Below are 26,253 nucleotides of genomic sequence, written 5' to 3'. Positions count from 1 at the left end.
AGAATGGCGGCTCAGCCGCAAGCCCTCTGACGTGCGGTGCAGTGCGGCAAGCCGACCGACGACGTATCGCACTTGACCCTCACGGCGCCGCGCGCGGTCCTGCCGTGATTTTCAATCGAGTGCTTGAGCGCCTGGCCAGCCATGAACTTCGCGAGATCTTCCGTTACCATGACGGACTCGCCGCCAGCGAGAACGCAGCCGGCGTATGCCGAGCTCGAAGCCATTCCAACCGTGGCCGCGAACGCGATGAGCCCCGTACGAATAAGTTTCTTCATTTCGTTAGTCTCCCCTGGACCGGTGCGTGATACCAGCATCCGAAATCTCGCCGATGACGCGCACATCAAGTTGCGCGACTGACGAGCCGCTCCCCATTCTGGATATTCGGCCTTCGTCACACCTTTGTTCAAAGCCTCGGTTTCGAAGCTCGCAATACGGAACAGTCCAAATGCTTCGAAGTGCGCCATCGAATCGTTCGGAGTGACCGTGTGCATCATAGCGCCAATGCACGCGCAACGCTGTTCCCCAACTGCGGCAAGCGACCAGCAAATGGCGAATGAGTGAGACTCGTCGTACGTCAAAGCGACGCGGAATTCGCTCGAGCTTGCGGATGAGAATGCTCAAGCCAATACTTACTCAGCGCCGCGACCGGAGCCGAGACGCGAGCAAGTCAGTCTTCAAAGAACTTCAGCCTGCTCTTTGGAGATCGACGGCTTTAGGACCTTTGCCGCGTTTATCGGGCTCGGTCTCAAATGAAATTCGCATTCCCTCGTTGAGCTCTCCAATTCCGGATCGCTCAACTGCGGTTACATGCACAAAAACGTCATTGCCCCCTGCATCCGGCTTGATGAAGCCGTAGCCTTTCTGGGAATTATAAAATTTAACGGTACTTGTCTGGCGCATACATCGTCTCCTGGCGGCCCGGCATTCGATGCAAGCTTCGCATCAACACCGCGGCGAGCCTCGGAGCCGAAGGATCCCAAGCGCCTGCTGCCGGATCGCACTAACTCGCGCCGGACCTGTAGAACGCATCGGGAGCTACCGTGCCGCTGCCCGCCTTAGCGTGCGGCAATTTATCCTGTAAATACGGGCACCTTGCAAGGCGAAATGCTGCACAGCAACTATATGACGGTTATTGATCGGCGGAGCGCAACTCGAAGCTCGCACCCGAACCCTCCGCCAACAGATCTTTCAGAACCGGCAAAATCGCTTCGAGTTCGTCTCTAAGCAGGTACGGCGGATTGATGACGAGAACGCCGGACGCCGTAAGGCCAAGTCCCGCAAAAGACTTCAAGACTGCCAGTCTGACGTCGAGAAATTCGAGCCCATCGCGAGACGTAACAGTCGCCACGAAGCGGTCCGCTGCCGCTTCGTCCTTGAGCGGATACCAGATGGCGTAGGTGCCCGACGCGAAGCGCGTCATGGCCTCGCCGACGGCCGTCGCCAGGTCCGCAAATTCGCTTTTTGCCTCGAACGGCGGATCGATCAGCACGAGGCCGCGCCGCTCCTTCGGCGGCAGCAGCGACTTCACGGCGTGGCGGGCATCGATGTTGAGGACCGTCGTCGCCTTGAAGCGGCGCAGTTCCTCCTTGAGCCTCGCGAAATCCGCGGCGTTCAACTCGTTCGCGATCAGCACGTCGTCGGCGCGCATGAGTTGGCGGGCGATCAGGGGACTTCCCGGATAATATCGAAGTTCATCGCCGTTCATCGCGCGGACGCATTCGAGATAGGGCGCGATTAGTTCCGCAACGGCCGGCGGCAACTCAACTTCGAAGAGCCGGGCGATGCCGTCGCGCCATTCGCCCGTCTTGCTCGCTTCCGTTCCTGCGAGATCGTAGCGCCCAGCACCCGCGTGCGTGTCGATCACGCGAAACGGCCGCGGCTTCTGCTTCATGTACGTCAGGATGCGCGCCAGCACGATGTGCTTCAGGACGTCGGCGAAATTCCCGGCGTGATAGTCATGGTGATAATTCATGGTGCAGCGATCGAGTTCGGGGTGTGCGACAAACCGCAATGGTGCGGGCTGACTGCGTCAGGCTTTCTGTTCCCATCGCCCGGTTCCAGACTGCTGCCAATACGTGACGGTGCAGCCTGCGGCTTTGGCGGCCTTCCATTGGGCCCGCGCGATGGCGACGGCATCCGGATCATGTCCGTCGAAAACATAGACAAAGCGTTCGGCTCCCTTGAACTCGCGCGCTTCGGCGCCATCGACGAGAAAGCGTACGCCCGCGCCGTTCGGCGTCTCGTCGGTCAGCGTCAGATAGACCGGCTGTTCGCTCGCGTGGCCGATGCGCGCCGTGCCGTGCGGCAGAAAACTGTCGTCGGCGTACGTCCACAGCGCCTGATCCAGCGCCTCCAAACGTTCCTCGCTGCCGACCTGCACGACCGCTCGCCAGCCGCGCGCAAGTGTCTTGTCTAGGAGGCTCGGTAGAACGCGCTCCAGCGTTTGCTGCTCAAGATGGTAGAAAAAGACGTCCATCCCGCTTGCATGGCGCACTGCACGCCGGAACGCAACAATTTGCGGGGGAGGTCTTGAACCCAGGTCCGGAGCACCTATCTAACCCCGTCCGGAGCGGCGCCAGTTGATGCGGCTGACGCCCGTGCGGGCGGTGAGCATGACGGCCTAGCCGCTTGCTCCCGCCCGCTGCGATCTTCTTTCAGATTTTACTTCTTCAGATATTTCGCCGGGACTTCGCCCGCATCGATCAGAGCCGTGACGCAGGTGGGCGTCAGGCCTTTTCTGTTGGCCTCAATGCAGCGGCGAAGCTCAACGCTTTCAGGCGAATATTGCGAGCAGAAGTTCTGGTAGTCGCCCGCGCAAGCCTGTCTGACTTTGGCGGTATAGGCAGCAGCAGCCACGCCGGCGAAAAGTGCAGTGCCTGCTGCCAAAACGACTGACATCAGGGCCGCATCAAACTTTCTCATTCGTCGATCCTCGAAGTTTCGTGGTTGGCATCCTCTACGCAAACGAATCCGATTCGAAAATTAACTTTTTTTGACTCTGCGAGCACGAGGTTTTGCTCGCACGGCATCAATTTGCCAGACGGATGTTGCGCGGAACTGTCTACCGCTTCTCGGGAGCGAAGGGGTTGTCGCTTTTGCGGAGGTGGAAGCGAACAGGAACACCGGGAAGATCGAACGTCTCGCGCAGAGAGTTCGTCAGGTACTTCACATACGACTGCGGCAATGCTTCCGCGCGCTGCGAGAAGGCGACGAACGTCGGCGGACGCGTCGACAGCTGCGTGACGTAGCGGATCTTGATGCGCCGTCCGTGCACCGCCGGCGGCGAGTGACGGCTCAGCGCTCCTTCGAGCCAACGATTGAGATGCGCCGTGGAAACGCGGCGATTCCAGGTTTCGTATATTTTTGCGATCGCCGACATCAGATGATCGAGGCCGCTCTCGGAACGCGCCGAGATCGCGATAAGCGGAACGCCCGGAACCTGAGCCAAGCTTTCGGCGACCTTGGCCTTCAATTCGCGCAACGTCTTCTGCTTTTCGGGAACGAGATCCCATTTGTTGATCGCAACAACGAGCGCACGGCCTTCCTCGACGACGCGGTGGCCGATCGTCAGGTCCTGATGCTCAAAGGGCCGTTCGGCGTCGATCAACAGCACGACGACCTCGGCAAACCGGATGGAGCGGACGGCGTCGCTCGCCGACAGCTTCTCCGCCGTCTCGGTGATCTTGGCTTTGCGGCGAAGCCCCGCCGTGTCGAACAGCCGGATCGCCTGACCTTTGTATTCGAAATCGCTGGAGACGCTGTCGCGGGTCAGCCCGGGCTCGGGGCCAGTGATCATCCGGTCTTCGCCGAGGAGCGCGTTCACAAGCGTCGACTTCCCGGCGTTCGGGCGGCCGACGATTGCGACGCGGATGCGCTTTTCGCGCTCCGGTTCTTCAGCCGGCTTTTCATCATCCGCTGCGGTGTCGCCAGATCGCCGCTTCCGGGCAGCCGGCGCCGGCTTCAATCCGAGCGCGTTCAGAACATCGTCCGCGAGATCGCCGATGCCTTCGCCGTGCTCAGCCGAGATTGCTATTGGCGCACCCAGCCCCAGTGAAAATGCGTCGAGCACGCCGTCGGTACCTTTATGGCCTTCGGCTTTGTTCGCGACGAGGACCACGGGCTTTCCCGACTGGCGGGCGATGCGCGCAAATTCCTTGTCGGAGCCGGTAACGCCGGCGCGCGCGTCGATAACGAAAAGGATGAGATCGGCCGTGGCAATCGCCTGCTCGGACTGTTTGCGCATGCGGTCCGCAATCGAACCGCGCTGCGCCTCTTCGAGGCCTGCGGTGTCGACGAGGCGAATTTCTCTTCCGAAGAGTTCGGCGACGCCATCGCGGCGGTCGCGCGTCAATCCCGGCAGATCGGAGACGAGCGCGGCGCGCGTTCCGGTCAGGCGGTTGAACAGGGTCGACTTGCCAACGTTGGGACGGCCTACGATTGCAACGACGGGAGTTTGAGCGGGGCGATTCAAAAGGGAGCCAAAAAGAATTGATTGCTGGGGGAGCGCCGCCTTTCCGCATGCGAGCGGAGAGCCAACGCAGACCTCCTAGCCCAATTCTCAGTTGAGGGCGATGAGTTTTGCCGAATCGGTCAAAACGAACATGCGCCCCTGTGCCACGATCGGCGGAATATAGACCGTATCGCCGACGCTCATCTGGCCGCCAACCTTACCGGTTGCCGCATCAACGCTAACGACGTCGCCCTTGCTGGACACGAGCCAAAGGGTTCCGGCAGCCATGACGGGCCCGGAATAGCTCTTTGCCGCAGGAAGCTGCGTCGTCCAGCGCGTTTTTCCATCCTTACGGGTTAGAGCCATGAGACGGCCCCCCGTATCGACGACGTAAACCGCGTCACCGACGACGCAGGGCGGCTCGGAACCGGGAATGTTCGCAGACCACTGCCGTTCGCCGGTTTTGGAGTGAGTGGCGATCATGCGTCCGGCGTGGCCGATGGCGAAGACCGTGCCGTTCTCGATCGCGGGCCGGGCGACATCGCTCATCGAGGCTATCTGCGAAGTCTGACGCGTGCGGGACAGATTTTCGGTCCAGACGGTCGAGCCGTCCGCCAACTTAAACGCCATGATGTCACCCGACGGGTACGGCACCACGACGACGTCCTGGTCGACGGCGGGGCTCGCAGACGTCATCAGGCTCGCGCTTTGCGGCAGTCCGCGGGCGGACCATATTTCCGCTCCGTCGACGCCGTTCAAGCAAAAGAACTTGCCGTCGATCGTGATGACGTAAAGCCGGTCTCCTGACGCGGTCGGCGCGGCGCGCACGGGAACGTCGAGACTTTTGGTCCAGATCGATTTGCCTGTCGCCGGATCGAGAGCGGCGACTACGCCATATCCGTTTGCGACGTAGAGGCGGCCGTTTTCGGCAGCGAGGCCGCCACCGTAGCCGCCAAGGCCAACGGTCGTGTCAGGCTTCGTCGAGATCTTGAAGACACTGCTGCCGGACAGCGAAAAGGCTGCAACGTTCGCTGCCGCGTCGAGCGTATAAATGCGGCCATCGAATATGATCGGACTTGCCGTGACACGGCCGGTCTTCGATGAACCTTCCCCAGCGCTGGCGCTCCAAGTCTGACGCAGGGCACCGTTCAGCGCGAGATTGCCCGGTGCATTGCCCGGTTCGCCTCCCGGCTGCGCCCATGAATCGTTCGTGCGCGGCGACGGGATGACGATCGGCCCGTTCGCATCGGCCAGATTGGCGGAAATGCTTTCCGTCGTCTCGACAATGGGGATGCGCCGGCCGGGTAACGGCGTCTGCTTTTCCTTGAAGGGATTGAGGTCGCTCATCTTGGGGAGAGACGGACCGTCTCCCGCACAGCCACCGAGCAACAGCGTTACGACGAGCGCGAAAAGCGATGACGCGCCGAAACGTGTCTGCGATCCCCCGTTGCCCAACCCCATTCTCCCCTCACCGCTTCGCGGTTTTTACTTCTTATCGGCCGTGCCACCCGCGGCGGGCTGCGCTTCCGTCTTCGAAGGCTCGGCCGGCTTGGCTGGTTCGGCCGCCACTGCCGGCGTCGCGGCCGGCGGTTCCTTCGCAGCAACTTCAGCGCCGGCTATGCCGGACATGATGATCTTGACGCGTTCTTGCGTATCGCCAGGAACGTTTGGATCGACGAGAAGAGGTTCGAGATACTTACGCGCGTCATCGAACTTCTTGGCCTTGTATGCAGCTACGCCGAGCAACTCGCGGGCGCTGTTCGCGAACGGCGCGCCCTCGGCGGTTAGAGGTGTCAGGCGATTCTGGATTTCGTCATAGTCCGCATCCGCCATCCGTAGGGAGGCTGCCTGCAGCTGTGCGAAGCTTTTCAACAGATCATCTGCGCCCGCCTGCTTCGCAAGCGAATCATAAGTTGCAACTGCATCGGCCGTCTTGCCCTCTTTTACCTGGGCGCCAGCCAGTTGCAGCTTTGCGAGGGCTGCGTAGCCCGCGGGGCCGCTTTCCGCGATCGCCTTGAAGGCTTTGTCCGCGTCGTCCTTCTTTTTCTGGTCGCTCAGGTTCTCGGCAGCGGCGAATTCGGCTCCGGCCGTCTCGGCGGTCGTAATCCGATGGTGTTCGAGCATTTGATAGCCCGCCACGCCGAGTACGATGAGCACAGCACCGCCCAGGATCAGGCCGTTGTAACGCTTCCAGATTTTATGCATCTGTTCGCGGCGGAGTTCTTCCTCGACCTCGCGGAGCAGACTGTCATTATTGTCGGCCATTAACTCTTAAACCTCATTCAGTCGCCGGAGCTGAGGAGAATATCCTCACAATCAGCCCGGCTGGCGGGGCATAGATAGCGGAGCGAGCGCTCCGGGCAAGCCCTGGCCCGAAGTTTCCTTTGTGTAAGCGTAGCCGAACCCCAGCCCAATACAGTTAAGTGGTGGGAGTCTTGGGCTTTTTCGTGGCTCGGACGGCGTCGACCGGCGCCTCGGTCTCCGGGCTTTTAAGATTGTAAACGTGCTCTTGCGCCGGGAACGTCCGGGCGCGAACCTCTTCGGCATAGGAGGCTATCGCACGGTCGATGGCGGCTCCGATTGCGCCAAATTTCTTGACGAATTTCGGGACGTTCGGCGACAGACCGAGCATGTCCTCCATGACCAGGATTTGACCGTCGCACCCGGGCGAGGCGCCAATGCCGACCGTCGGGATGGGTATGGCGTCGGTGATGCGTTCGGCGAGCGGAGCCGTCATGGCTTCAAGAACGACGGCGAACGCTCCAGCCTCTGCGACCAGGCGCGCGTCATCCTCGATCGCCTGCCAGTCCTCGACAGAGCGACCTTGTGTCTTGAAGCCGCCGAGTACGTTCACGGACTGAGGCGTGAGGCCGATGTGCGCCATTACCGGAATGCCGCGTTCAACGAGAAAGCGGATCGTCTCCGCCATGCGCCTGCCGCCTTCGAGCTTCACGGCTCCGCAGTCGGTTTCCTTCATGACTTTCGCAGCGTTGCGAAACGCGACGGATGGACTTTCCTCATAAGTGCCAAACGGCATGTCGACGACGACGAGGGCCTTTTTCGAGCCCCTCACGACGGCCTGGCCGTGCATGATCATCAGTTCGAGCGGTACCGGCACGGTCGTTTCATAGCCGTGCATCACCATGCCGAGGCTGTCGCCCACGAGCAGGAAATCGCAGTGGTTATCGGCAATGGCAGCAGTGTGCGCGTGGTAGGCCGTTAGCGCAACGATAGGCTCGCCGCCTTTGCGGGCGGCGATATCGGGCGCCATGAGCCGGCGGCGCTTGACGTGAATGGACATTATACTCCGATCGGCGGTAACGCCGTCATCTCTCAAGTGGGCCGACGAGGGCCTCATACCCGTATCGGGCCGAAACGCAGTTTACGAAACCTCGGGCTTTGTCGCCAGCAGGGACGCCCGCTCAAAACCAAATCGTTTGGTAAATTTCTCCACTGACTATCCACAGTTAATGGCGCAATATCGCCGGAAGCGTTGAATTAGCGCCACATCGCAACCCCCGAATCATCGGCGGTGCGGCACTGTGGTTGCGCCTTCTGACTGGCCTCTGATAGCCAACTTATAGCGCAAGTTGAGGGTTAACTATCTGACTGATGCTTGGCGCTCTGACGGGTGTTGTTCATTTCACGTCGGGTGGGTGGCGTGCGTCGTTCGATCAAGTTCAAAGGCAGAGTTCCGCCGGCGTCGCGCTCCATCGCGATTAGCGCACTCATTTTGAGCATTTTCGGGTTGAGCATGTTCGTCGGCCCGTCTGCGGTCGATGCAAAATCCAAATCCGGCATTTTGAAATCCGCCCGCGAAGCTGCGATCATCACGCCGCCGACGTCTCCGCTTCTGGTCGTCGTTTCGCTCAGGCGGCAGAAGGTCCGCGTCTATGACGCGAACGGCGAAATCGCATCGTCTCGCATCTCATCCGGCCGTCCAGGCTTCGAGACACCGACAGGTGTGTTCTCGATCCTCGAAAAGAATGTCTACCATACCAGCAACATCTATTCCGGCGCGTCGATGCCTTATCAGGAGCGCATCACGTGGTCGGGCATAGCGTTTCATGCGGGTGACATTCCAGGCTTCCCCGCTTCGCACGGCTGCATTCGCCTTCCCTTTGCTTTCTCGAAGAAGCTTTACGGCCTCACCAAACTCGGCACCCGCGTCGTCGTGGCGTCTGAAGAAGTCGAACCGATCGCCTTCGACAGCCCAAAACTGTTCAAGCCACTTCCCGCCGACGAAGCATCGGCGATGAAATCCGATCGGTCGAAGCCGGCACAGCTCGCCGTGAACGACCAGCCGGACGACAGCTCGACATCCGACGCTTTGCAAGAATTGCCACTGTTCATCGGCGTCTCCCCTGCACTCATCAGAGCGGTCGCGGACATGCCGCGCGATCCGCAGCGCCGTCCGACGACGCGCGCCGAAGCCGATCAGATCATGCAGGAGAAGCTTGATCGCGCGCGAGCATCGCTCAAGACCGCAGAGGCGGCGCTCGCAACAGCGCAAGAACGGGCCACCGCCACGGCGAAGGAATTCGACGGTCCGAGCCAGCGCTATGAAGCGGCGCGGCGCGTGGTCGAGCCGCTCCGCGAAAACCTCAAGGCTGCGGAGGCGCGCCAGCAGGACGCGATAAAGGCATTCGCCGCGTACATGTCGGGTACGACCACAACGCTGCAGCTGGCATCCGCCGATGCGAGCATCGCCCTTGATCGCGAAAGTGCGCTCGAAGAGGCATTGCTCGATCAGACGATCGAAGCCGATCGGGCGCGGGCCCAAGCAGCTCAGGGCGAGATGAGCTTCGCGGAAGTACAGGCTGGTTATTCCGCAGCGCAGACGGCTCGCGATACGGCGGCTGACGTGCTGCGCGATGCCCAATCGGATCTTACGTCGGCGCAGGCCGCGCTCTCTGACGCCAACAAGGAAATGCGGCTCCGATCCAAACCGGTTTCGGTTCTGATCAGTCTTCGCGCTCAGCGGCTCTATATCCGCCAGGGGATCGATCCGCTTCTCGAGGCGCCGATCACAGTCACACCTCTGCCGCACAGGGTCGGAACGCACGTGTTCACCGCCATGCGGTACAGCACCGATCCCAATACTTTCGATTGGAGGCTGGTCAGCGCCCAAACGCCGGTTGCGGGACAGCCGTTCGAAGATGGCAAGAAAAAGCGCAGCAGGACGGCGCTTGCGCAAGGACGCGCGCTCAATGTGCAAATGGCGACCGAGGCGCTCAGCGCCTTCACGATCCCCGACGATATACTTGCGACGATTACAGAGCTTGCACGGCCCGGTTCGTCACTGATCGTTTCCGACGGCGAGCTGCCGCTGCACGAAAACGGAAACGGCACGGAATTCGTCGTGATGACGCGATAACCACACTGCCGCGGATTTTTTTTTGAACCCGCGACGGCATTCGAGTTCACTATCGTTTCAGTGTCGTTGAACGGGGGGCTTACTACAGCTATACCCCCCGAACTTGAACACTCCGGCGGGGACACAACTTTTGCTGAAAAATGCCGGAACGAAGGCCCTTGCGTGGGGAACTTGGGCGACGTGGGCAATGCTTCTTTGCTCGGCCGTTCTCGTCGCCCTTCTACTCAACAAGATGTCACCGCGAAGCGAGCCGTGGACATTCGCGGTCAACGTTCCTGAAACGCCGGTGCGCGGGCCTCTCGAGACCCAAGCCGAAATCATCACACCGGCGGACCAGAAAAAATTCGTCCATGGGGCTTCGGTCATCGCCACTCCAGACGGGCTTCTCGCCACTTGGTATAGCGCGACCTACGAAGGCGCCGTGGATGGCGAACTCGTTTCATCGCGCTTCGACGGTTCGCGCTGGTCGCCGAACGCCGTCATAACGACGAGCACCCGGGTCAGCCACGACTTCGGCATCACGATCAAGTCGGTCGCCAACCCGGTTTCTTTCCGGCGCTCCGCGAACGAAATCTGGCTGTTCTTCGCAGCTTCCAGGCTCAGCGGCTGGGCAACCTGCGAGATCGGGCTGATACGCAGCCTCGACAACGGGCAAACCTGGGGCCCGGCGGAGCGGCTTTATGCGTCACCTTTCTTGAACATGTCGCATCTGACGAAGTCGGTTCCGATACTTTTTTCCGACGGCCGGATTGGCCTTCCCGCGTATCACGAGATGAGCCGGAAATATCCTGTCTTGCTCGTGCTCGACCAAAGCGGGCGCGTCGTTGACCGGCGACGCATGGGGCACGGCGGAAAGGTCGGATATCAGCCGTCCATCGTGCCAACGGGTCCGTCGACGGCCATCGCCTTCGTGCGGCGACTGAGGCACCCCAAAAGCATCCTGATCACCCGAACGGCGGATGGCGGCCAGACCTGGACACCACCGGCGCCGATCGATCTTCCGAACCCTGGCGGACCGATATCGGCGATACGATACGACTCTTCCCACATCCTCATGGCGTTCAACGACGATCCTGAGATCGAGCGCAACATCACGCTCGCGCTCACCGATCTCGAAGGGAAAACCTATCAACGCGTCGGCGTCGTCGCGCAGATGGATGCCGGGATCAAGAAGAGCACAGTGACGTACCCGTATCTTATCGCGTCCGCGCCCGGCCAGTTCGATGTCGTCTATTCGCGACCGATAAAATCCATCAATCACGTCCGGTTTTCGAGTGCCTGGGTGCAACGGGGCGCGCAACCTCCGGCGGCGGGACAATGACAATGACCCTCGATTTTTTTCTCAACCGATCGAGCGCCGTGCTCTTGATCTTCATTTTGTCGGCGGCGGTTGCGGGCTTCGTCACCAAATCTCCGGCGTGGCGCACGGCTTTTGGGATCGCGGGCGTAATTGGCGCGCTGCTCATCGCAATCTCGACGCGATCCGCTTTCGAGTGGACCGCGTCTGCGGTGGAGCGGCCGTCGCCGCCGGGACTTCTGCTGCTCGTTGTTGTGGCGATTGCGACAATCATGAATCGGCCGCTCGTAACATCAGCGGAATTCCGCTTCGGGACGCTGATGCTCGCCGTTGCCGGGCTTGTACTTTATCCCGCCGCGGTGGGCTTTTTCGACTACGATAGCTACGTGCTCGGCTATAGCGGATATCTGTTGCCGGCCGCGGTTGCGGTCGTTCTCGTGTACGCGATCTACCGCGGGTATTTCATCACCGCGCTGGCGCTGAACGCGGCGATCCTGGTGTTTCTATTCGGCACGCGACAAAGCCTCAATCTCTGGGACTATGTCGTCGATCCGGTTGCCTGGATCATCGCGACCGCAACGTGGATTGCGATCGCCATTCGATTTCTCGTCGTGCGCGTCAGCGCGAAAAAGGTATTGGCCCCGGCTTAGGCTGTAAGTCCCGGCATCGGCGCAACACCGATCAGCCATTGATGGCCGACGAGCAGTATCCATGCGTAGAGCGCCAGCCCGATGACGATGACGAGAACGTCATTGAGCGCACTGGCCGGAGCCGCCGTTCCGAGCGGTCCCGCAGCACCACGCTTCTTCACCGAGATGCGGTCGTAAACAGCGAACGCCAGGAACGACCCGAAAAGCAGAAGCGAGGCGAGATCGCCATTCGCGAGCAAGTGCGCGAGTGCCCAGATCTTGATCGCAACAAGCATCGGATGGCGGGTCGCCGTGCGGATCCGCGACGGGATGAGCGACGCTACGAGCAGAATCATTGCCGGCAGCATCAAGGCCACGGCGAGGTGGCGCGTCCAGACCGGCGGTTCCCACAGAATGGGATTTTTCCCCGGATGGAGCTGCAGCTTGTGGAAGCCGAGCACGATGACGACGAGCCCCACGAGCGACAACAGCGAGAAGAGGATTTTATACGGCCCCTCGCCGATGCGCTCTTTCAGGCCATCGCGAAGTTCGGGTTGCGTCGGAATGAGATGAACGCCCAGGAATAAAATCAATCCAACGATCAAGACCATCATGGCGTGCGCGCTCCCTCAAATTGGCTTGCCCGCATAGCATCAAAAAAGGGCCAGCACCAAGCGCGCCGCGATCAGGGGATATAGCCTTTGTCGAGCTCGAGGGCCTGGCGCGCGATGACCTTGCCTTCCGGGCTTTTATGAACGGCGGTCCACCCGAGGTCAGTACCGCCTTCCTCGGACGAACTGGAGCGCAGATCTATCGAGACGACGTCGCTTGGGCGGGCTTCGATCGGCGCCAGCAGCGGGAAGTACAGTTGTTCCCAATGGGTGCGCGGCGACAAAGGTCCCGTCGAAAATCCGATGCCGGGGACCAGCTCGACTTTCCACCACGTCGCAAAGCCGTAGATTTTCGCTGGACGCGGAAAACGCCACTCGGCATCGCCGCGCCGTTTCGATTTCGTTTCGGTCGTCAGGTCGACCTCATCCCACACCATCGCGCTTCGGCAACCGTCGAGAATTTCGTCCGGCTGCAAATGGCGGACGTAGGCGTTGTTCAGCGACATCGTCTGCGCGACGGCGAGATCGAGGCCGTGACCGACGCGTCCCCAGGCCCGAAGTTCTTCATCGATGCGCGGCGTCACGACCGGGGCGACGTACTGAATTATTCCATCGGGAATGACGTGGCCGCCCGGTTTCAGGAAGCGCTGGCGCGCATCGGCGAGCGTCGCGATGATATTTTCTTCGAGCGCGTAGTTGCCGAGCGTTTCCGAGACGATGATGTCGACCGCGAGCTTGTCCTGAAACTCCGTCGAGTGGCACGGGATCAGATGGCAGTGCTTGGCCTTGTTCGCCTTCAGAACAGCCGCCGCGACGCCCGCGACCTCAGCGGTCTCGAACAGAAAAACTTCGCGGGCTCCGAGCTTCGACGCCATCAGACCAAGCAGGCCGGTACCTGCGCCGATGTCCGCGACGACCGATTTACCGGGCACAATGACGGCCTTCAGCGCTGCGAAGAACGCTTCGTTGCGGACCTGATCGGCGATCAGCGTGCGATGATATTCGATGCGCATGTCAGAGCTTCAAATGTGGGCCGCGGATCTGATAGAGCATCAGTGCGGTTGCGATGGCGAGATTGAGGGAATCCAGATCGCCGGCCATGGGGATTTTGACGAGGTTCGTGCATGAGGATGCCGCGCCGGGAGAGAGGCCCGGACCTTCGCCGCCCATCACCAACAGCACCGGATTCTTATATTCGACTTTGCGGAAATCCTCGCGTGCAGCAAGGTGCGTTCCGATGACGTCGCCCGGCCAAGACCGCGCCAACGTGACGAATGCCTGCTGATCCATCTTGACGACGGGGACGGCGAAGATGGAGCCCATCGTCGCGCGGATTGCCTCTATGGCGTAAGGGTCGCATGTCGTGCCGACGAGAATGACGCCCGAACAGCCGACCGCATCCGCCGTGCGAATGATCGTGCCGAGGTTGCCCGGATCGCGCACTTCTTCGAGCGCGAGCCACGTCTCCTGGCCAAGCTTGGCGGGATCGGGAGGTTCGACAAAACGCTGACGGTAGACGCCGAGCAGCGTTTGCGGATTGTCCTTCGACGCAAGCTTGCCGAGCACGGCTTCGGAAACTTCGAGCACTTCAGCGCCCGCATCGAGCGCATGCCGGACAAGGCCGCGCGCGATGCCGCTCGCTGCGGTGCCCGATTGATAGACGAGCGTTTCCGGCACGAAGCCGTTGTCGCGAGCCGTCACCAGCAGCGACGTGCCTTCGGCGACGAAGAGCCCCGTCTCCTTGCGAACCTTGCGCATGTCGAGCGCGCGGATGGCTTTGATCCGGTCGTTCGTCAGGCTGGTGATGATCTTCGGCTCGTTCATGCGTTCTGTTTCCAGCGCACGAAGAGCGACGTCGGCACGAGCGGGCCGGCCTCTGAGCGGATCGCCAATTCACCGCTGTCGAATTCGCCCTTCCGTCCGTTCAATCGTTCGCGCATCAGCTGATCGAAGGCGAGCGACGATGCGCGGATGGCGTAGATCGTCAGCACCATCGCGGCATTCTGAGGCGCGAGGAGCTTCGCAAGATCACCGAGCAGCGCCGGCAGGTTCTGGAAGAGATCCCAGATTTCGCCTTCGGGGCCGCGCCCGAACTTCGGAGGGTCGACGATGATCATGTGGTAGGTCTTGCCGCGACGGACATCGCGCGCGGCGAACTTCGCGGCGTCATCAAGGAGCCAGCGAATTTTCGCGGCGCCGAGCTTCGACGCTTCCTGGTTTTCCTTGCCCCACTGGATGGCTTTTTTCGACGCGTCGACATGAGTGACCTCGGCTCCGGCTTCGGCGGCGAGGAGCGAAGCTGCGCCCGTATAGCCGAAGAGGTTGAGGACGCGGGGCGTCTCGCCCTTCACGCTCGCCAGGTGATCGAGCATCCAGCGCCAATGCGGCTCCTGCTCGGGGAAGAGCCCAAGGTGCCAAAGGCCTGCGAGCTTGCACAGCATCGTTACGCCGTGCGTTCCGCCTTTGGCGTTGTCCGATTTCGGCGAGCGCGGCAATGCGAGTCTGACAGGCCAAGCGTCGGGCACGGGCTTGTCGATCCGCCATTTGCCTTTCTCGTCGTCCTCGCCGGATGCGGAAAAGACGGCGTTCGCCTTGGCCCACTCAGATTTCCCGCGCTTGGGCTGCCAGAGCGCCTGCGGCTCCGGACGATCGACGACGATTTTTCCGAAGCGTTCGAGCTTCCGCCCCAGCCCGCTATCGAGCAGCGCGTAATCGGGAAATCCGTCGGACGTGATGAGGTGCAGGTTATGGAGCGGTGACATCGGGGGCGGTTTTCGAAGGAAACATCGGACCGCGCTTTAACACGAATGTCGCTTATGTCGAGAAATCAAACCAGGGTCAGGCGGAGATCGCTCGTATCTCCGCCCTTTGAGTTCATCATGCCGCGAGGCCGGCGATGGTCGATTGGGCGGCCTCGATGGACTTGGCGCGCTGGTCGGGACCAAGGGCAATGCCTTCGGCGCGAATGAAGGTCACGTCCGTGATCCCGAAGAAGCCGAAGATATTGCGCAGGTAGGTTTCCTGGTGATCGAGGAACGCAATCGGCGTCTGCGGGCCGTAGAATCCGCCGCGCGACGAAGCGATGATCACTTTCTTGCCCCCTGCCAGGCCTTCAGAGCCCTTGTCGGTGTAGCGGAAGGTTTTGCCCGCGACCGCAAGGCGGTCGATCCAGGCTTTCAGCTGGCTCGGAATGGCGAAGTTGTACATCGGAGCGCCAACTACGACGATGTCGGCCGCCAGGAACTCTTCGAGGGCCGCTTGACCGGCCGCGACGTCCTGACGAAGCGGCTGAGCTTCCGGGACAGCACCCTGGCCGGCAGCAAGATGGGCGCCCGAGAGATGCCCGACCGGCTCGCGTCCCAGGTCACGGTAGACGACTTCAAGGCCCTGATGCAGCCGGCTCTCGGCGGCGACGATCTCTGCCGAGAGCTGGCGGCTTACCGAGCCCGGGCCGAGAATGCTCGAATCGACATGCAAAAGCTTCATGTGTTGGATCTCCATCCTGCGGTTTGACGGAGACTGGGAGCGATGGTTGACACGCGCCTCAGCCAGTCACATTTTGTGACCAACGCTAAAATGTTCACTGGCGAAAGCCGCGCAAGGAGGCACTTTTTTGGAAGCCGGTATCAAAGAAGGAACCGAAAACTGCCGCGCCGTCGCGGACGTCCTGGCGCGGATCGGCGACAAATGGACGGTCTACGTGGTCGGCCTCTTGTCGAACGGGCCGATGCGTTTCAACGAGATCCGCCGGTCCGTCGGAAGTATTTCGCAGCGGATGCTGACGCTGACGCTTCGGGGCCTCGAACGCGATGGCCTCGTCACACGCACCGTCTATCCGACCATTCCGCCGCGCGTTGATTACGAATTGACCGACCTCGGCCGGACCCTCATCTGCATTCTCGGGCCGCTCAGTCAGTGGGCCATTGAAAATCGGGGGACAGTCGAGCAGGCACGAGCCGAATTCGATGCTCGGGCCGAGAACGGCAGCGCGACAAAGACCGCGATCAAACGACGGCTGCCGGGTCTTTGGCGCAGCGCATCCTGAAGATGCGCCTACGCATGACGTATGCATCGGTTAGTGTAGTACTGATGCAACACCGTTTCAAAAACAACAAGTTGGCCTAGATCCCTCCGCAAATTGCAGATAGCCGGAAACACTAGGGTGCGCGTCACGTGACGATGCTGGAGGGTTCTTAATGCGATTTGATCGAGGTATTGCGGCCGCGGTCTTTCTGTCGATGATCTTGTCCGCCGCCGGAGCGCAAGCTTTCGAAACGACGTCGATCGGCGGAACGAATGCTGATGGCTCAGCACGGTATCAGGATCCGGACGAGGCGTCCGCGCTGCTGTCTCCGTTCGCCTCCGGCTCCACTCAATCCAGCACTGATCCCAGTTCAAACTGGCGGGGCTCTCTCGGTGCTGGCGTCGGCTCTGGGTCTGCTTTTAATTTCTCGTCGTCGCAGAACTCGTCGAACGAGCCGGCCACACCTTTCAACACGCCGCTCCTTCGCGAACGCAACTAAGAGCTGAAACGCGCGACCCATCGACGAGTAGCCGCACCGGACGTTAGCGGCTACTCGAGATCTTCGACTGTGACAGCTTCTCCGCCGCCCTTGATGCGCTGCGAGAGAGCCGCCTCAATGAAGGGATCGATATCGCCGTCGAGAACTTCGTCCGGGTTCGTCGACTGGGCGCCGGTCCGCAAGTCCTTCACAAGCTGATACGGCTGCAGGACGTACGACCGGATCTGATGGCCCCAACCGATATCCGTCTTCGCGGCCTGCTCGGCGTTTGCCTTCGCTTCACGTCTCTTCAGCTCCATTTCGTACAGGCGAGCCTTGAGGCGCTTGAACGCGATATCCTTGTTCTGGTGCTGCGAACGCTGTTCCTGGGCAAAGATGACGATGCCCGACGGCTTATGGACGAGGCGGACGGCAGATTCCGTTCTGTTGACGTGCTGACCGCCGGCGCCGGACGAACGCGCGAATGAAATGTCGACGTCCGCCGGATTGACCTCAATGTCGATCGTGTCGTCGATCACCGGATAGACGGTGACGGAAGCAAAGCTCGTATGCCGGCGCGCGTTCGAGTCAAACGGCGAGATGCGCACAAGGCGATGGACGCCCGCTTCCGTCTTCAGCCAGCCGTAGGCGTTTTCGCCTTCGATCTCGAACGTTGCGGACTTGATGCCCGCTTCTTCACCGGGGCTCTCGTCGATCAGCTTCACCTTGTATCCGCGCCGTTCGGCCCAGCGGACGTACATGCGTGCGAGCATCGACGCCCAGTCTTGGCTTTCGGTGCCGCCCGCACCGGCGTGAACTTCGATGTAGGTATTCATCGCGTCGGCTTCGCCCGACAGCATCGCCTCGATCGACCGGCGCTGCGCCTCGTGATCGATGCGCTTCAACGCAGTTTCGCCTTCGCGCACGCTGTCTTCGTCGTTCTCGGTCTCTCCGAGCTCGATCAGAAACAGCGCATCTTCATAGTCGCGCTGGAGGCGCTTGAACTCAGTTACAGCGCGCTCGAGCGATTGCCGCTGGCGCATGACCTTCTGAGCGTTCTTCGCGTCAGTCCAGAGATTGGGGTCTTCAGCTTTCGCGTTCAGCGAGGCGAGACGGTCTTCGGCCGTCTCCCAGTCAAAGAGACCTCCTCAGGAGGGCAAACGCCTCCTCGATGCCATCGGAAAGTTTTTGCGCTTCAGCGCGCATAGCGGCCTCCGGGACCGGCTCGCGCCGGCGAAAAGTGATGGATCGAAAAACAGGTGCGGACCTATAGAGATGTGCGGCGGCGCTGTAAACGATGGCGGACGCTGCGCGGCAATCGGCGCAACGTTTAACTACCACATTCCATTCGGGGAAAGCGTTCCGCTATCCGGCCGGGAGGGAGACGGTGCGGGGCGCGCCATCCGATCCCCGAAAGGCGGCGGCGGAGCCGGCGGGGGCGAAGCGTCGGCAGTTGCATTCGCAATCCCGATCATAGCGTAAGCGTCGTCCGGCTCTTCGTCGGGCTTGAACGCTTCCATGATGGAACTTGGGTCGTCGGCCGAGGCTCGCAGTCCGGTTTTCGGATTGATGCGCACGAACTTGATGCCGGGCGGCACGCGGAACGGTGCGGCCGGGGTCGCCCCCAGCGCATCCTGCACGAACTCGCCGAACATCGGGGCCGCAATGGCACCGCCCGTGTTGCCTTTTCCGAGCGGCTTCGGTGTGTCGTAACCAACGAAAACGCCGACGACCATCGTCGGCGTATAGCCAAGGAACCACACATCCTTTTCTTCGTTGGTCGTGCCGGTCTTGCCGGCGATCGGACGATTGAGAGACTTCAGAACCGTTGCCGTGCCGCGCTGAACGACGCCTTCGAGGATGCTGGTCATTTGATACGCAGTGTGCGGATCGATGATCTGACGACGGCCATCGACCAGTTCCGGTTCGGGCTGTCCGGCCCACCGATCAGCCATGCAGCCCATGCACTGGCGCTCGTCATGCCGCCAAATCGTGCGGCCATAGCGATCCTGAATTCGGTCGATGAGGGTCGAGGTGACTTCCTTGCCGCCGTTCGCCAGCATGCAATAGGCCGTCGCCATGCGAAGGAGCGTGGTCTCGCCCGCGCCGAGCGACATGGAGAGCACCGGCAGAAGATCGTCGTAGATGCCGAAGCGTCTCGCGTATTCGGTGATGACGGGCATGCCGAGGTCTTGTGCGAGACGCGCGGTCATCTGGTTGCGCGAATGCTCGATACCGAAGCGAAGCGTTTCGGGGCCCGTTGTCGCGTTCGTCTCGTAGTTCTTCGGCCGCCAGACATCCTGGCCGGGGCCCTGATCGATTTCGATCGGCGCGTCCAGAATGATCGACGTCGGCTTATATCCGTTGTCAATTGCCGAGGCATAGACGAAGGGCTTGAACGACGATCCAGGCTGACGCTTCGCCTGAATGACCCGGTCGAACTGGCTCATGTCGTAGGAGAAGCCGCCCGCCACTGCGAGGACGCGTCCGGTGTAGGGGTCCATTGCGACGAGGCCGCCGCCGACCTCCGGAATTTGCATCAGCGACCAGGCGCCCTGGATGTTGTTGGGATCCTTTGGCGCAACATAGACGACGTCGCCGAGTTTCAAGATGTCGGCGGTTGATTTGGCGTCGATCTTCTTGGCGCCCGGACGCTTGGCCGCCCATTTCATCTCGTCCAGCGAGACTTCAACCGCCTCGCGGTCTTTGACGAGCGTCGCATCCTGCTGGCGCGCCGGCTTGAAGCCGATGATAGCCTTCGTCTTTTGCGTTTCCAGCACGACGCCGAGACGCCACGGCTGAATGTCGGACGGGCTCGGGATCTTGCCGAGCGCGACACCCCAGTCACCAGAGATATCGATCTTCGAGACGGGTCCGCGATAACCTTGAGTCCGGTCGAACTTCACGAGACCGTTGATCAGCGCCTTCTTGGCATATTGCTGCAGTTGCGGATCGAGCGTCGTGCGGACGGACAAGCCGCCACCGTAAAGCTTGTCCTCGCCGTACTTTGCGAGAAGCGAACGGCGCACTTCCTCGGCGAAGAATTCGGCCGTCGAGATATGCACCGCGTTCGGGCGCAGGTTGACGACGAGCGGCTTCTTTCGGGCAGCTTCGGCTTCTTCCTTGGTGATGTAGCCGTTCTCGGCCATCTGCCCGATGATCCAATTCCGCCGCTCGGTCGCCTTTTCCTTCTGGCGGAACGGGTGGTAATTGTTCGGGGCCTTGGGAAGCGCTGCGAGGTAGGCGGCTTCCTCGATATCGAGGTCTTTCAGCTCTTTGTTGAAATAGGTGAGCGCGGCGGCGCCGACGCCGTACGAGTTCATTCCGAGGAAGATCTCGTTCAGATAAAGTTCGAGAATGCGATCCTTCGAATAGGCGCCCTCGATGCGGACCGCGAGGATCGCCTCTTTGATTTTGCGCTCGATCGACCGCTCGTTGGTCAGCAGGAAGTTCTTTGCGACCTGCTGGGTGATCGTGGATGCGCCCTGGGCTCGCTTGTTGGAGCCGTGGACCTTGGATTCGATGGCCGCGTAGACCGCGCGCAGAATGCCCTGAAGGTCGACGCCGCCATGCTCATAGAAGCGGCGGTCCTCGGCCGAGAGGAAAGCACCCAGGACGCGCTTCGGGACGGTGTTGATCGGGACGAAGATGCGCCGCTCGCGGGCAAACTCCGATATCAGCGATCCGTCATGGGCGTGGATGCGCGTCATGACCGGGGGCTCGTACTTCGACAAGCTCTCGTAATCGGGCAGATCGCGCGAGGCTTGCCAAATCAAGAAGCCGGCACCTGCTGAGCCCGCCACGAATATCAGGACGAAGGTTCCAAATGCGAACCCAAGGAAGTTGAGCAGCAGGCTCCGCCGCCGCTTCTTTCTTCTCTTAGGCGCTGTTGGTGGCGGCAGCGTTGGCGCACGCATCAAATTCGTAATTCCGTCAGTCTGGCGCTGGCTTAGTTTTATCGATGGGTCGGGGGCTACGTCTATTGCCGCACCGCAACAATGACAATACCCTCAGAGGCTGCGCACATTAGCACGGAATGTGGCAGCACGTCGTCCGTTCCCCCGTCCCGGCGGCCTGTTGCCTCACGGCTTTGATGCCGTTCTCTTGTTGAAGTAAATTTGCACCGCGTCGGTGATGGCCACGGCCACCTTCGATTGCCATTCAGCCGTCAACATCTGCTGCTCATCCGTCTGGTTGCTGAGGTAGCCCAATTCCACAAGCACCGAGGGCGCGTGCGTTTGCTTCAGCACCTTGAACGCCGCGGACCGCCGGGGAATGCGCGACATCGCAATCGCCTTGCCCAACCGCTTCGCCAGGACGTGCGAAAAATCTGCCGAAAAGTTCGATGTCTCTCTCTTGAGCAGATCTATCAGGATGTTCTTGACCTGATCGCCGCCGCCACGATCGATGTTTTCAATGCCGGCGATGAGATCGGACGCGTTCTCTTTTTCGGCCATGATGCGCGCCTGCTCGTCGGACGCCTGGCTCGACAGCGTGTAAATTGTCGCGCCGCGGATCGTGTCCTTGGCGGTTTTTTCCTCGATTGAATCCGCGTGAAGCGAAATGAACAGGTCGGCGGCGTTATCTGAGGAAAACTTCAGCCGGTGATCGAGCGAGATGAAGACGTCGTCGGCGCGGGTCATTTTAACATCGTAAAGGCCCGATTTCGTGATTGCTTCCTTCAACTGAACCGCGACGGCGAGCACGATGGTCTTTTCGGTCACGTTGTTCGCGCCGATGGCGCCGGGATCGATGCCGCCATGTCCGGGGTCGATCACGATCACGGGCTTGCTGTGAGGTTTGCGCTTCGCTTCGGACTCGTCGGGCGTGGCAGGCTCGGCATCCGGCTCGTAGGCCGCAGAATGGGTCATCGCTCCCGTCCCCGCGCCGAATGTTTGGGCATCAATCGGCATCAGCGCGACCGCGAGCTTCACAGCGGACGTGCCCTTAAGCCTCGTCATGGTGGCGGAGTTGATCTTCACCGGCCCCTTGGTGTCGATGACGATCCGCGATTTGCTCTGAGCGAACTGGCCGTAGCGGAATGCGGAAACGAGCCCCGCCCCTTTTTGGCCGACCGATGGATCGAGGCGGAACGAAAGGTCCGGGAGATCGAGGACGACGCGGTAGGGATTGGCGAGGGTGAAGACTTCAGCGGTCAGCCCCTCGCTCATCGTCAATTCGAAGATCGTAGACCGCCCCGTAACGGTCAGATGCGCATCCAGCGCCTCGGCCGCGTACGCCGACACGCCGGCGAGCGTCCACAGTACGGCTAGTGCCGCCGCGAGGGCGTTCCGCAAAAGTTCTGCCGGGTGGCGCATCGCCGAATTGCTCTCCCTCGTCACCCCAATCGCCTCGTCCCCGGAGTATCGTTAAATCTTTGTTTTCATTCGTATTATAAAATGCTCATCGACACTACTCGGGGACGTTTCGGCTCTAGGTTTATAGCACTTGCCAGGGCGGGGGCGACCTCGTACAGTTTGAATTGTATTCGGTGGCGTTCGAGACACACGCCTAGATTGGTGTTTGTCGAATGGGCGCTTGCGATACCTGATCGGCCTGCTGCGGAGACAAAAAACTCTGCTTTCCCAGGTAATTAGGTGAGCACGGATGACACCTGCTTGAGGCTAGCGTACGGAAGTATCACGTCGCTCAGCAGGTTGTACGGCCTCGGCTTCGGGACCCCCGGCGGTCTCTTTGACGGGGCGTTAAGACTTTGTGCCGGTCGCCCCGATTTGTCAGTCGGGTAAAAGCGCGGATTGCCGGGCGACCATTGTTGATCCATCGCGATGCCGGAAGGCGTCGAATTTTTTCACCCGGTTGGCCGTCCCCCAATTCTGGACATGCAGCCGGGCAATACACGACAGGCCATGACGACAGCTTGCATCATCCACCACGGCGCTGCCCAACGGACCTCGGTCCACACGGCGCCCCTATGCGTTCCCGCGCGCGCTTCGCGCAGTGGCGGGACCGGGATGATGCAGAAAGCGGCGCGGTCCCCAATCACGTTTTCAGCGCCATCAACCAAAAGCACGCGCCGCCGCGCGAATCTCGCAATCCGCTCCGTTATTTGCGGTTCGAGATGCGAGCCGCCGCCCCGGCGCGCCAAGGAACATAAGCAATGTCCAACACGAAAATGCTCATCGATGCCACCCACCCCGAGGAGACTCGGGTCGTGGTTCAACGGAATGGCCGGGTAGAGGAATTCGACTTCGAAAGTGCAGCCCGCAAGCTGCTTCGCGGAAATATCTATCTCGCAAAGGTGACGCGCGTTGAGCCGTCGCTTCAGGCTGCATTCGTAGACTACGGCGGGAACCGTCACGGTTTTCTCGCCTTCAACGAAATCCATCCTGACTACTATCAGATCCCGGTTGCCGACCGGCAGGCGCTTCTCGACGAGGAAGCAGCTGCCGAAGCCGAACTCGAAGCTGCCGCCGACCGGCGCGCAGAAGCGCTTGCGCGGCGATCGGCATCGCGCGGCGGCTCGGAAGCCACCCGCGGGAGCGAAGGCGAGCCAAACGGCGACGAGGAATTCGGCGACAACGGCTCGGATGAATCCGGCGCCGAGACAGCGCATATCGTCGACGTCGAAGAAGACGAGCACATCGAAGAGATCGGCGGCGACGAAGACGAGGAACCGGTCACCACTGTTGCCGCGTCCGTCCAGACCTCAGAAGACGACGTTCGCTCCGAGCTTCCTGCCAAGGAACGCCAGGACGCGCCGCCTGCTGCCCGCAACGACAACGATGCCGACGATGCCCCGGCTGGCGCGAGCGAAAACGCTCATCAGGATGAGGCGTCCGGCGACGAGGACGATCAGCCCGATCATGACGAGAGCGACGCTGGCAGCGACGCCGACGACGAAGACCATATCGAGCACCATCATCACTCGGACCACGATCACTCCGACCACGACCATTCCGAGCAGCACGCCTTGCGCGACGAGCGCGGCGGAGACGCAGAGGAAGGCGGCTCGGGCCGGGAATATCGCGAGGAAGCTCCTCAGCGCCAGCGCCGCCGCCCGCGGAGCTACAAGATCCAGGAAGTCATCAAGCGCCGCCAGATCATCCTCGTCCAGGTCGTCAAGGAAGAGCGCGGCAACAAGGGCGCCGCTCTCACCACCTATCTGTCGCTTGCCGGCCGCTACACCGTTCTGATGCCGAACACTGCCCGTGGCGGCGGCATCTCGCGCAAGATCACCAACCCGCAGGATCGCCGCAGGCTCAAAGCCATCGCCCAGGAACTCGAGGTTCCGGAGGGCATGGGGCTCATCATCCGCACGGCGGGTGCTGCGCGGACGAAGCAAGAGATCAAGCGCGACTTCGAATATCTGCTCAGGCTCTGGGAAAGCGTTCGCGAACTGACGCTGCAGTCCACTGCCCCGAGCCTCGTTTATGAAGAAGGCGATCTGATCAAACGGTCGATCCGCGATCTTTATAACAAGGACGTGGAGGAGATCGTCGTCGCCGGTGAAGCGGGGCATCAGGAAGCCGCCGACTTCATGAAGATGCTGATGCCGAGCCACGCGAAGAATGTCGTTCCCTACCGGGACCCGACGCCCCTCTTCACGCGCTACGGTGTCGAGCGCCAGCTCAACGCCATGTTCCAGCCGCAGGTGACGTTGCGCTCCGGCGGGTACATCGTCATCAATCAGACGGAAGCGCTGGTCGCCATCGACGTCAACTCCGGTAAATCGACCCGCGAGTTCTCGATCGAAGAGACGGCACTCGCGACGAACCTCGAAGCCGCCGATGAAATCGCCCGGCAGTTGAAGCTCCGCGACCTTGCGGGCCTCATCGTCATCGACTTCATCGACATGGAAGAAAAGCGCAACAACCGCGCTGTAGAGCGACGCCTGAAGGACGCTCTTCGGTTCGATCGCGCGCGCATTCAGCTCGGCCGCATCTCGCACTTCGGGCTCATGGAAATGTCGCGGCAGCGGCTCCGAACGGGCGTGCTTGAGGGCTCGACCTCGCAGTGCCCGCATTGCCAAGGCACCGGCATCATCCGTTCGACTGAGAGCATCGCGCTTGCGGTGCTCCGCGGTCTCGAAGACGCAATTACTGCGGGAGCGACCGGACCGCTGACGGCAACAACGACGCCGGCCGTCGCGCTCTACATCCTGAACAGCAAACGTGCCTACGTCACCGATATGGAAGTCCGTCACGGCCACACGATCACCGTGCTCGGCAGCGACCGCGTCCAGGGCGCGAACTTCACGGTCGAACGTGGCGGCGCAGCTGCACCTGTGCGGCGCGTCGAGCGCGCGGCCGTCAATATGGATTGGGGCTTCGACGGCGAAGAAGATGCGCCATCCTTCGAGGGTGGCGAGATTGAAATTGCGCCCAGCGCCGATGACGGCGACGAAGAAGCCACCGGCCGCGAAGGCAGCGGCCGTGGTGAGGGCGACGAAAGTGGCGGACGGCGCGGCCGTCGCCGCCGTCGTCGTGGACGTGGCGGACGGGATCGCGGCGAAGGCCGTGAGCGCGAGTCTTTCGAGCCACGCGGCGGAGATGCCGAAGGTGCAATCGCTGCCGAGCCTCATTCCCGTGCGCAGCCCCATCCGCAGGGCGACGACGATGTCGATGCAGGTGGCGGCGACGACGAAGATCAAGATGGCCAGCCGTCGGTGGACGGCGCGAGCTTCGGAGAGCAAGGGAACGGCGACAAGCCGGGCCGGCGCCGTCGCAGAGGCCGCCGCGGTGGCCGTCGCGGCAGAGAACGTGGTCGCGAGGGCTCAAGCCCAAGGACCGAGGACAGCGAAGCCGTCGGCTACGGTGGAGAGCAGCCTGACATCGTCGATGTCGAGTCGTTCGAAGCTGACGTTGAGGACGGTACTGAGGCCGGCGAACCCGCTGAGGCAAGACAAGCCCCTCGCAGAGCAGAGGGCAGGACTGCCGGTTCGGGCGACAGATCCAGCGGTGGAGGCCATCGGCCGCGCCGTATCTGGGACGTTGCAGACCAGCCCTCGGGCGAAGGAGAAGGAGAACCGGTGGAAGCCGCGGCTTCTGCTCCGGCTGTCGCAGCGCCTGAGGTCATTGCTCCGGCTGTAGAAACGAAGATCGAGGCGCCTGTTGTCGAAGCTCCACGCGTCGCCGAAGAGAGCGCGCCCGCTGCTCCCGTGACTTCGCTGCGGCGCCGTCACGAAGTCGGATCGAGCGAGCCGCGCATCGAGCGCGTTGTCGTTCGGCCGGACCAAGAGACAGAGGGCACGGCTGCCGAAGCTCAAGCTGTTCCGCAGCGCAAGGGCTGGTGGCAGAGAAAGCTCAGCGGCGAATAATGATCGGGAGAGGTTGAAGCAGATGCTTCAGCCTCTTTCCTCATGCCGAGCGTCACTCTTGAGCGTCAGAGATCGATGGCTCTGAAAGCGTTGGATAATGTCCATTCGGG

The 26,253-nt window shown here is 61.4% G+C and carries 23 protein-coding genes; 6 read left to right on the top strand and 17 right to left on the bottom strand.

What is annotated here, in order from left to right; translation table 11 throughout:
- Positions 1–11: 11 nt before the first annotated feature.
- The 9 genes from K2Q04_RS02130 to panB all read right to left on the bottom strand — a co-directional run bounded on the left by K2Q04_RS02130 (position 12) and on the right by panB (position 7,751).
- Positions 12–275, bottom strand: a complete 264-nt coding sequence (locus K2Q04_RS02130; protein WP_291158587.1) for a hypothetical protein — start codon at positions 273–275, stop codon at positions 12–14.
- Positions 276–684: 409 nt separating this feature from the next.
- The gene (locus K2Q04_RS02125) at positions 685–900 is read right to left on the bottom strand and encodes a cold-shock protein (RefSeq protein ID WP_291158583.1); all 216 of its coding nucleotides are present in this window, start codon (positions 898–900) and stop codon (positions 685–687) included.
- Between the two features lie 229 nt (positions 901–1,129).
- Complete coding sequence (gene rlmJ / locus K2Q04_RS02120; RefSeq protein WP_291158579.1) at positions 1,130–1,972, bottom strand: 23S rRNA (adenine(2030)-N(6))-methyltransferase RlmJ; 843 nt, start codon at positions 1,970–1,972, stop codon at positions 1,130–1,132.
- Between the two features lie 57 nt (positions 1,973–2,029).
- Entirely contained in the window at positions 2,030–2,476 is a 447-nt protein-coding gene (locus K2Q04_RS02115; protein WP_291158575.1) for a DNA polymerase III subunit chi, read from the bottom strand.
- Between the two features lie 185 nt (positions 2,477–2,661).
- Positions 2,662–2,922, bottom strand: a complete 261-nt coding sequence (locus tag K2Q04_RS02110) for a hypothetical protein (protein WP_244531202.1) — start codon at positions 2,920–2,922, stop codon at positions 2,662–2,664.
- A 139-nt stretch (positions 2,923–3,061) separates the two neighbouring features.
- Positions 3,062–4,471, bottom strand: coding sequence for a ribosome biogenesis GTPase Der (gene der / locus K2Q04_RS02105; protein ID WP_291158573.1), 1,410 nt, complete (start codon positions 4,469–4,471; stop codon positions 3,062–3,064).
- Between the two features lie 87 nt (positions 4,472–4,558).
- Positions 4,559–5,911: a PQQ-binding-like beta-propeller repeat protein gene (locus tag K2Q04_RS02100; protein WP_291158571.1), complete on the bottom strand. Its 1,353-nt coding sequence runs from the start codon at positions 5,909–5,911 to the stop codon at positions 4,559–4,561.
- A 24-nt stretch (positions 5,912–5,935) separates the two neighbouring features.
- Positions 5,936–6,715: a tetratricopeptide repeat protein gene (locus K2Q04_RS02095; RefSeq protein ID WP_291158569.1), complete on the bottom strand. Its 780-nt coding sequence runs from the start codon at positions 6,713–6,715 to the stop codon at positions 5,936–5,938.
- Between the two features lie 154 nt (positions 6,716–6,869).
- Entirely contained in the window at positions 6,870–7,751 is an 882-nt protein-coding gene (gene panB, locus K2Q04_RS02090) for a 3-methyl-2-oxobutanoate hydroxymethyltransferase (RefSeq protein WP_291158567.1), read from the bottom strand.
- Between the two features lie 360 nt (positions 7,752–8,111).
- On the opposite strand from panB, the gene K2Q04_RS02085 reads away from it, so the two are divergent.
- The 3 genes from K2Q04_RS02085 to K2Q04_RS02075 all read left to right on the top strand — a co-directional run bounded on the left by K2Q04_RS02085 (position 8,112) and on the right by K2Q04_RS02075 (position 11,774).
- Entirely contained in the window at positions 8,112–9,827 is a 1,716-nt protein-coding gene (locus K2Q04_RS02085; RefSeq protein WP_291158565.1) for a L,D-transpeptidase family protein, read from the top strand.
- Between the two features lie 187 nt (positions 9,828–10,014).
- Entirely contained in the window at positions 10,015–11,148 is a 1,134-nt protein-coding gene (locus K2Q04_RS02080; protein ID WP_291158563.1) for an exo-alpha-sialidase, read from the top strand.
- A gap of 2 nt (positions 11,149–11,150) precedes the next feature.
- The gene (locus K2Q04_RS02075) at positions 11,151–11,774 is read left to right on the top strand and encodes a hypothetical protein (protein ID WP_291158561.1); all 624 of its coding nucleotides are present in this window, start codon (positions 11,151–11,153) and stop codon (positions 11,772–11,774) included.
- Here the strand turns inward: K2Q04_RS02075 and K2Q04_RS02070 are convergent.
- The 5 genes from K2Q04_RS02070 to K2Q04_RS02050 all read right to left on the bottom strand — a co-directional run bounded on the left by K2Q04_RS02070 (position 11,771) and on the right by K2Q04_RS02050 (position 15,850).
- The gene (locus K2Q04_RS02070) at positions 11,771–12,367 is read right to left on the bottom strand and encodes an NnrU family protein (protein WP_291158559.1); all 597 of its coding nucleotides are present in this window, start codon (positions 12,365–12,367) and stop codon (positions 11,771–11,773) included. The two genes, K2Q04_RS02075 and K2Q04_RS02070, sit on opposite strands and share 4 nt — an antisense overlap.
- Positions 12,368–12,438: 71 nt before the next feature.
- Positions 12,439–13,377: a 50S ribosomal protein L11 methyltransferase gene (locus tag K2Q04_RS02065; protein ID WP_291158557.1), complete on the bottom strand. Its 939-nt coding sequence runs from the start codon at positions 13,375–13,377 to the stop codon at positions 12,439–12,441.
- Between the two features lies 1 nt (position 13,378).
- Positions 13,379–14,188 carry an RNA methyltransferase gene (locus K2Q04_RS02060; protein ID WP_291158555.1) on the bottom strand — a complete coding sequence of 270 codons (810 nt, stop codon included), beginning with the start codon at positions 14,186–14,188 and terminating at the stop codon, positions 13,379–13,381.
- On the bottom strand, positions 14,185–15,126 hold the full coding sequence (locus K2Q04_RS02055) for a class I SAM-dependent methyltransferase (protein WP_291158553.1): 942 nt from the start codon (positions 15,124–15,126) through the stop codon (positions 14,185–14,187). The genes K2Q04_RS02060 and K2Q04_RS02055 overlap by 4 nt, the downstream gene beginning before the upstream one ends.
- 115 nt (positions 15,127–15,241) lie before the next feature.
- Positions 15,242–15,850: an FMN-dependent NADH-azoreductase gene (locus K2Q04_RS02050; protein WP_291158551.1), complete on the bottom strand. Its 609-nt coding sequence runs from the start codon at positions 15,848–15,850 to the stop codon at positions 15,242–15,244.
- Positions 15,851–15,977: 127 nt separating this feature from the next.
- Between K2Q04_RS02050 and K2Q04_RS02045 the strand changes: the two genes are divergently transcribed.
- On the top strand, positions 15,978–16,409 hold the full coding sequence (locus tag K2Q04_RS02045; protein ID WP_291158549.1) for a helix-turn-helix domain-containing protein: 432 nt from the start codon (positions 15,978–15,980) through the stop codon (positions 16,407–16,409).
- A gap of 151 nt (positions 16,410–16,560) precedes the next feature.
- Positions 16,561–16,887 (top strand): hypothetical protein, encoded by a 327-nt coding sequence (locus K2Q04_RS02040; RefSeq protein WP_291158547.1) that lies wholly within the window; start codon positions 16,561–16,563, stop codon positions 16,885–16,887.
- 50 nt (positions 16,888–16,937) lie between these two features.
- Here the strand turns inward: K2Q04_RS02040 and prfB are convergent.
- From prfB to K2Q04_RS02025, 3 genes are all read right to left on the bottom strand, one after another.
- A protein-coding gene (gene prfB, locus K2Q04_RS02035) for a peptide chain release factor 2 (protein ID WP_291158545.1) occupies positions 16,938–18,072 on the bottom strand; the annotation gives its coding sequence in 2 pieces (ribosomal slippage) (positions 16,938–18,002 and positions 18,004–18,072; 1,134 coding nt in all).
- Positions 18,073–18,200: 128 nt separating this feature from the next.
- A complete protein-coding gene (locus K2Q04_RS02030) occupies positions 18,201–20,783 on the bottom strand; it encodes a penicillin-binding protein 1A (protein WP_291158544.1) in 2,583 nt (860 codons plus the stop codon).
- A 165-nt stretch (positions 20,784–20,948) separates the two neighbouring features.
- Entirely contained in the window at positions 20,949–22,184 is a 1,236-nt protein-coding gene (locus K2Q04_RS02025; RefSeq protein WP_291158542.1) for an N-acetylmuramoyl-L-alanine amidase, read from the bottom strand.
- An 800-nt stretch (positions 22,185–22,984) separates the two neighbouring features.
- Between K2Q04_RS02025 and K2Q04_RS02020 the strand changes: the two genes are divergently transcribed.
- The gene (locus tag K2Q04_RS02020; RefSeq protein ID WP_291158540.1) at positions 22,985–26,143 is read left to right on the top strand and encodes a ribonuclease E/G; all 3,159 of its coding nucleotides are present in this window, start codon (positions 22,985–22,987) and stop codon (positions 26,141–26,143) included.
- Positions 26,144–26,253 lie beyond the last annotated feature (110 nt).

Source organism: Hyphomicrobium sp., from assembly GCF_019753045.1.
Classification (GTDB): domain Bacteria; phylum Pseudomonadota; class Alphaproteobacteria; order Rhizobiales; family Hyphomicrobiaceae; genus Hyphomicrobium_B.
Note: the sequence above shows the minus strand (reverse complement) of the source record. Positions and strands in the feature narration are given on the sequence as shown.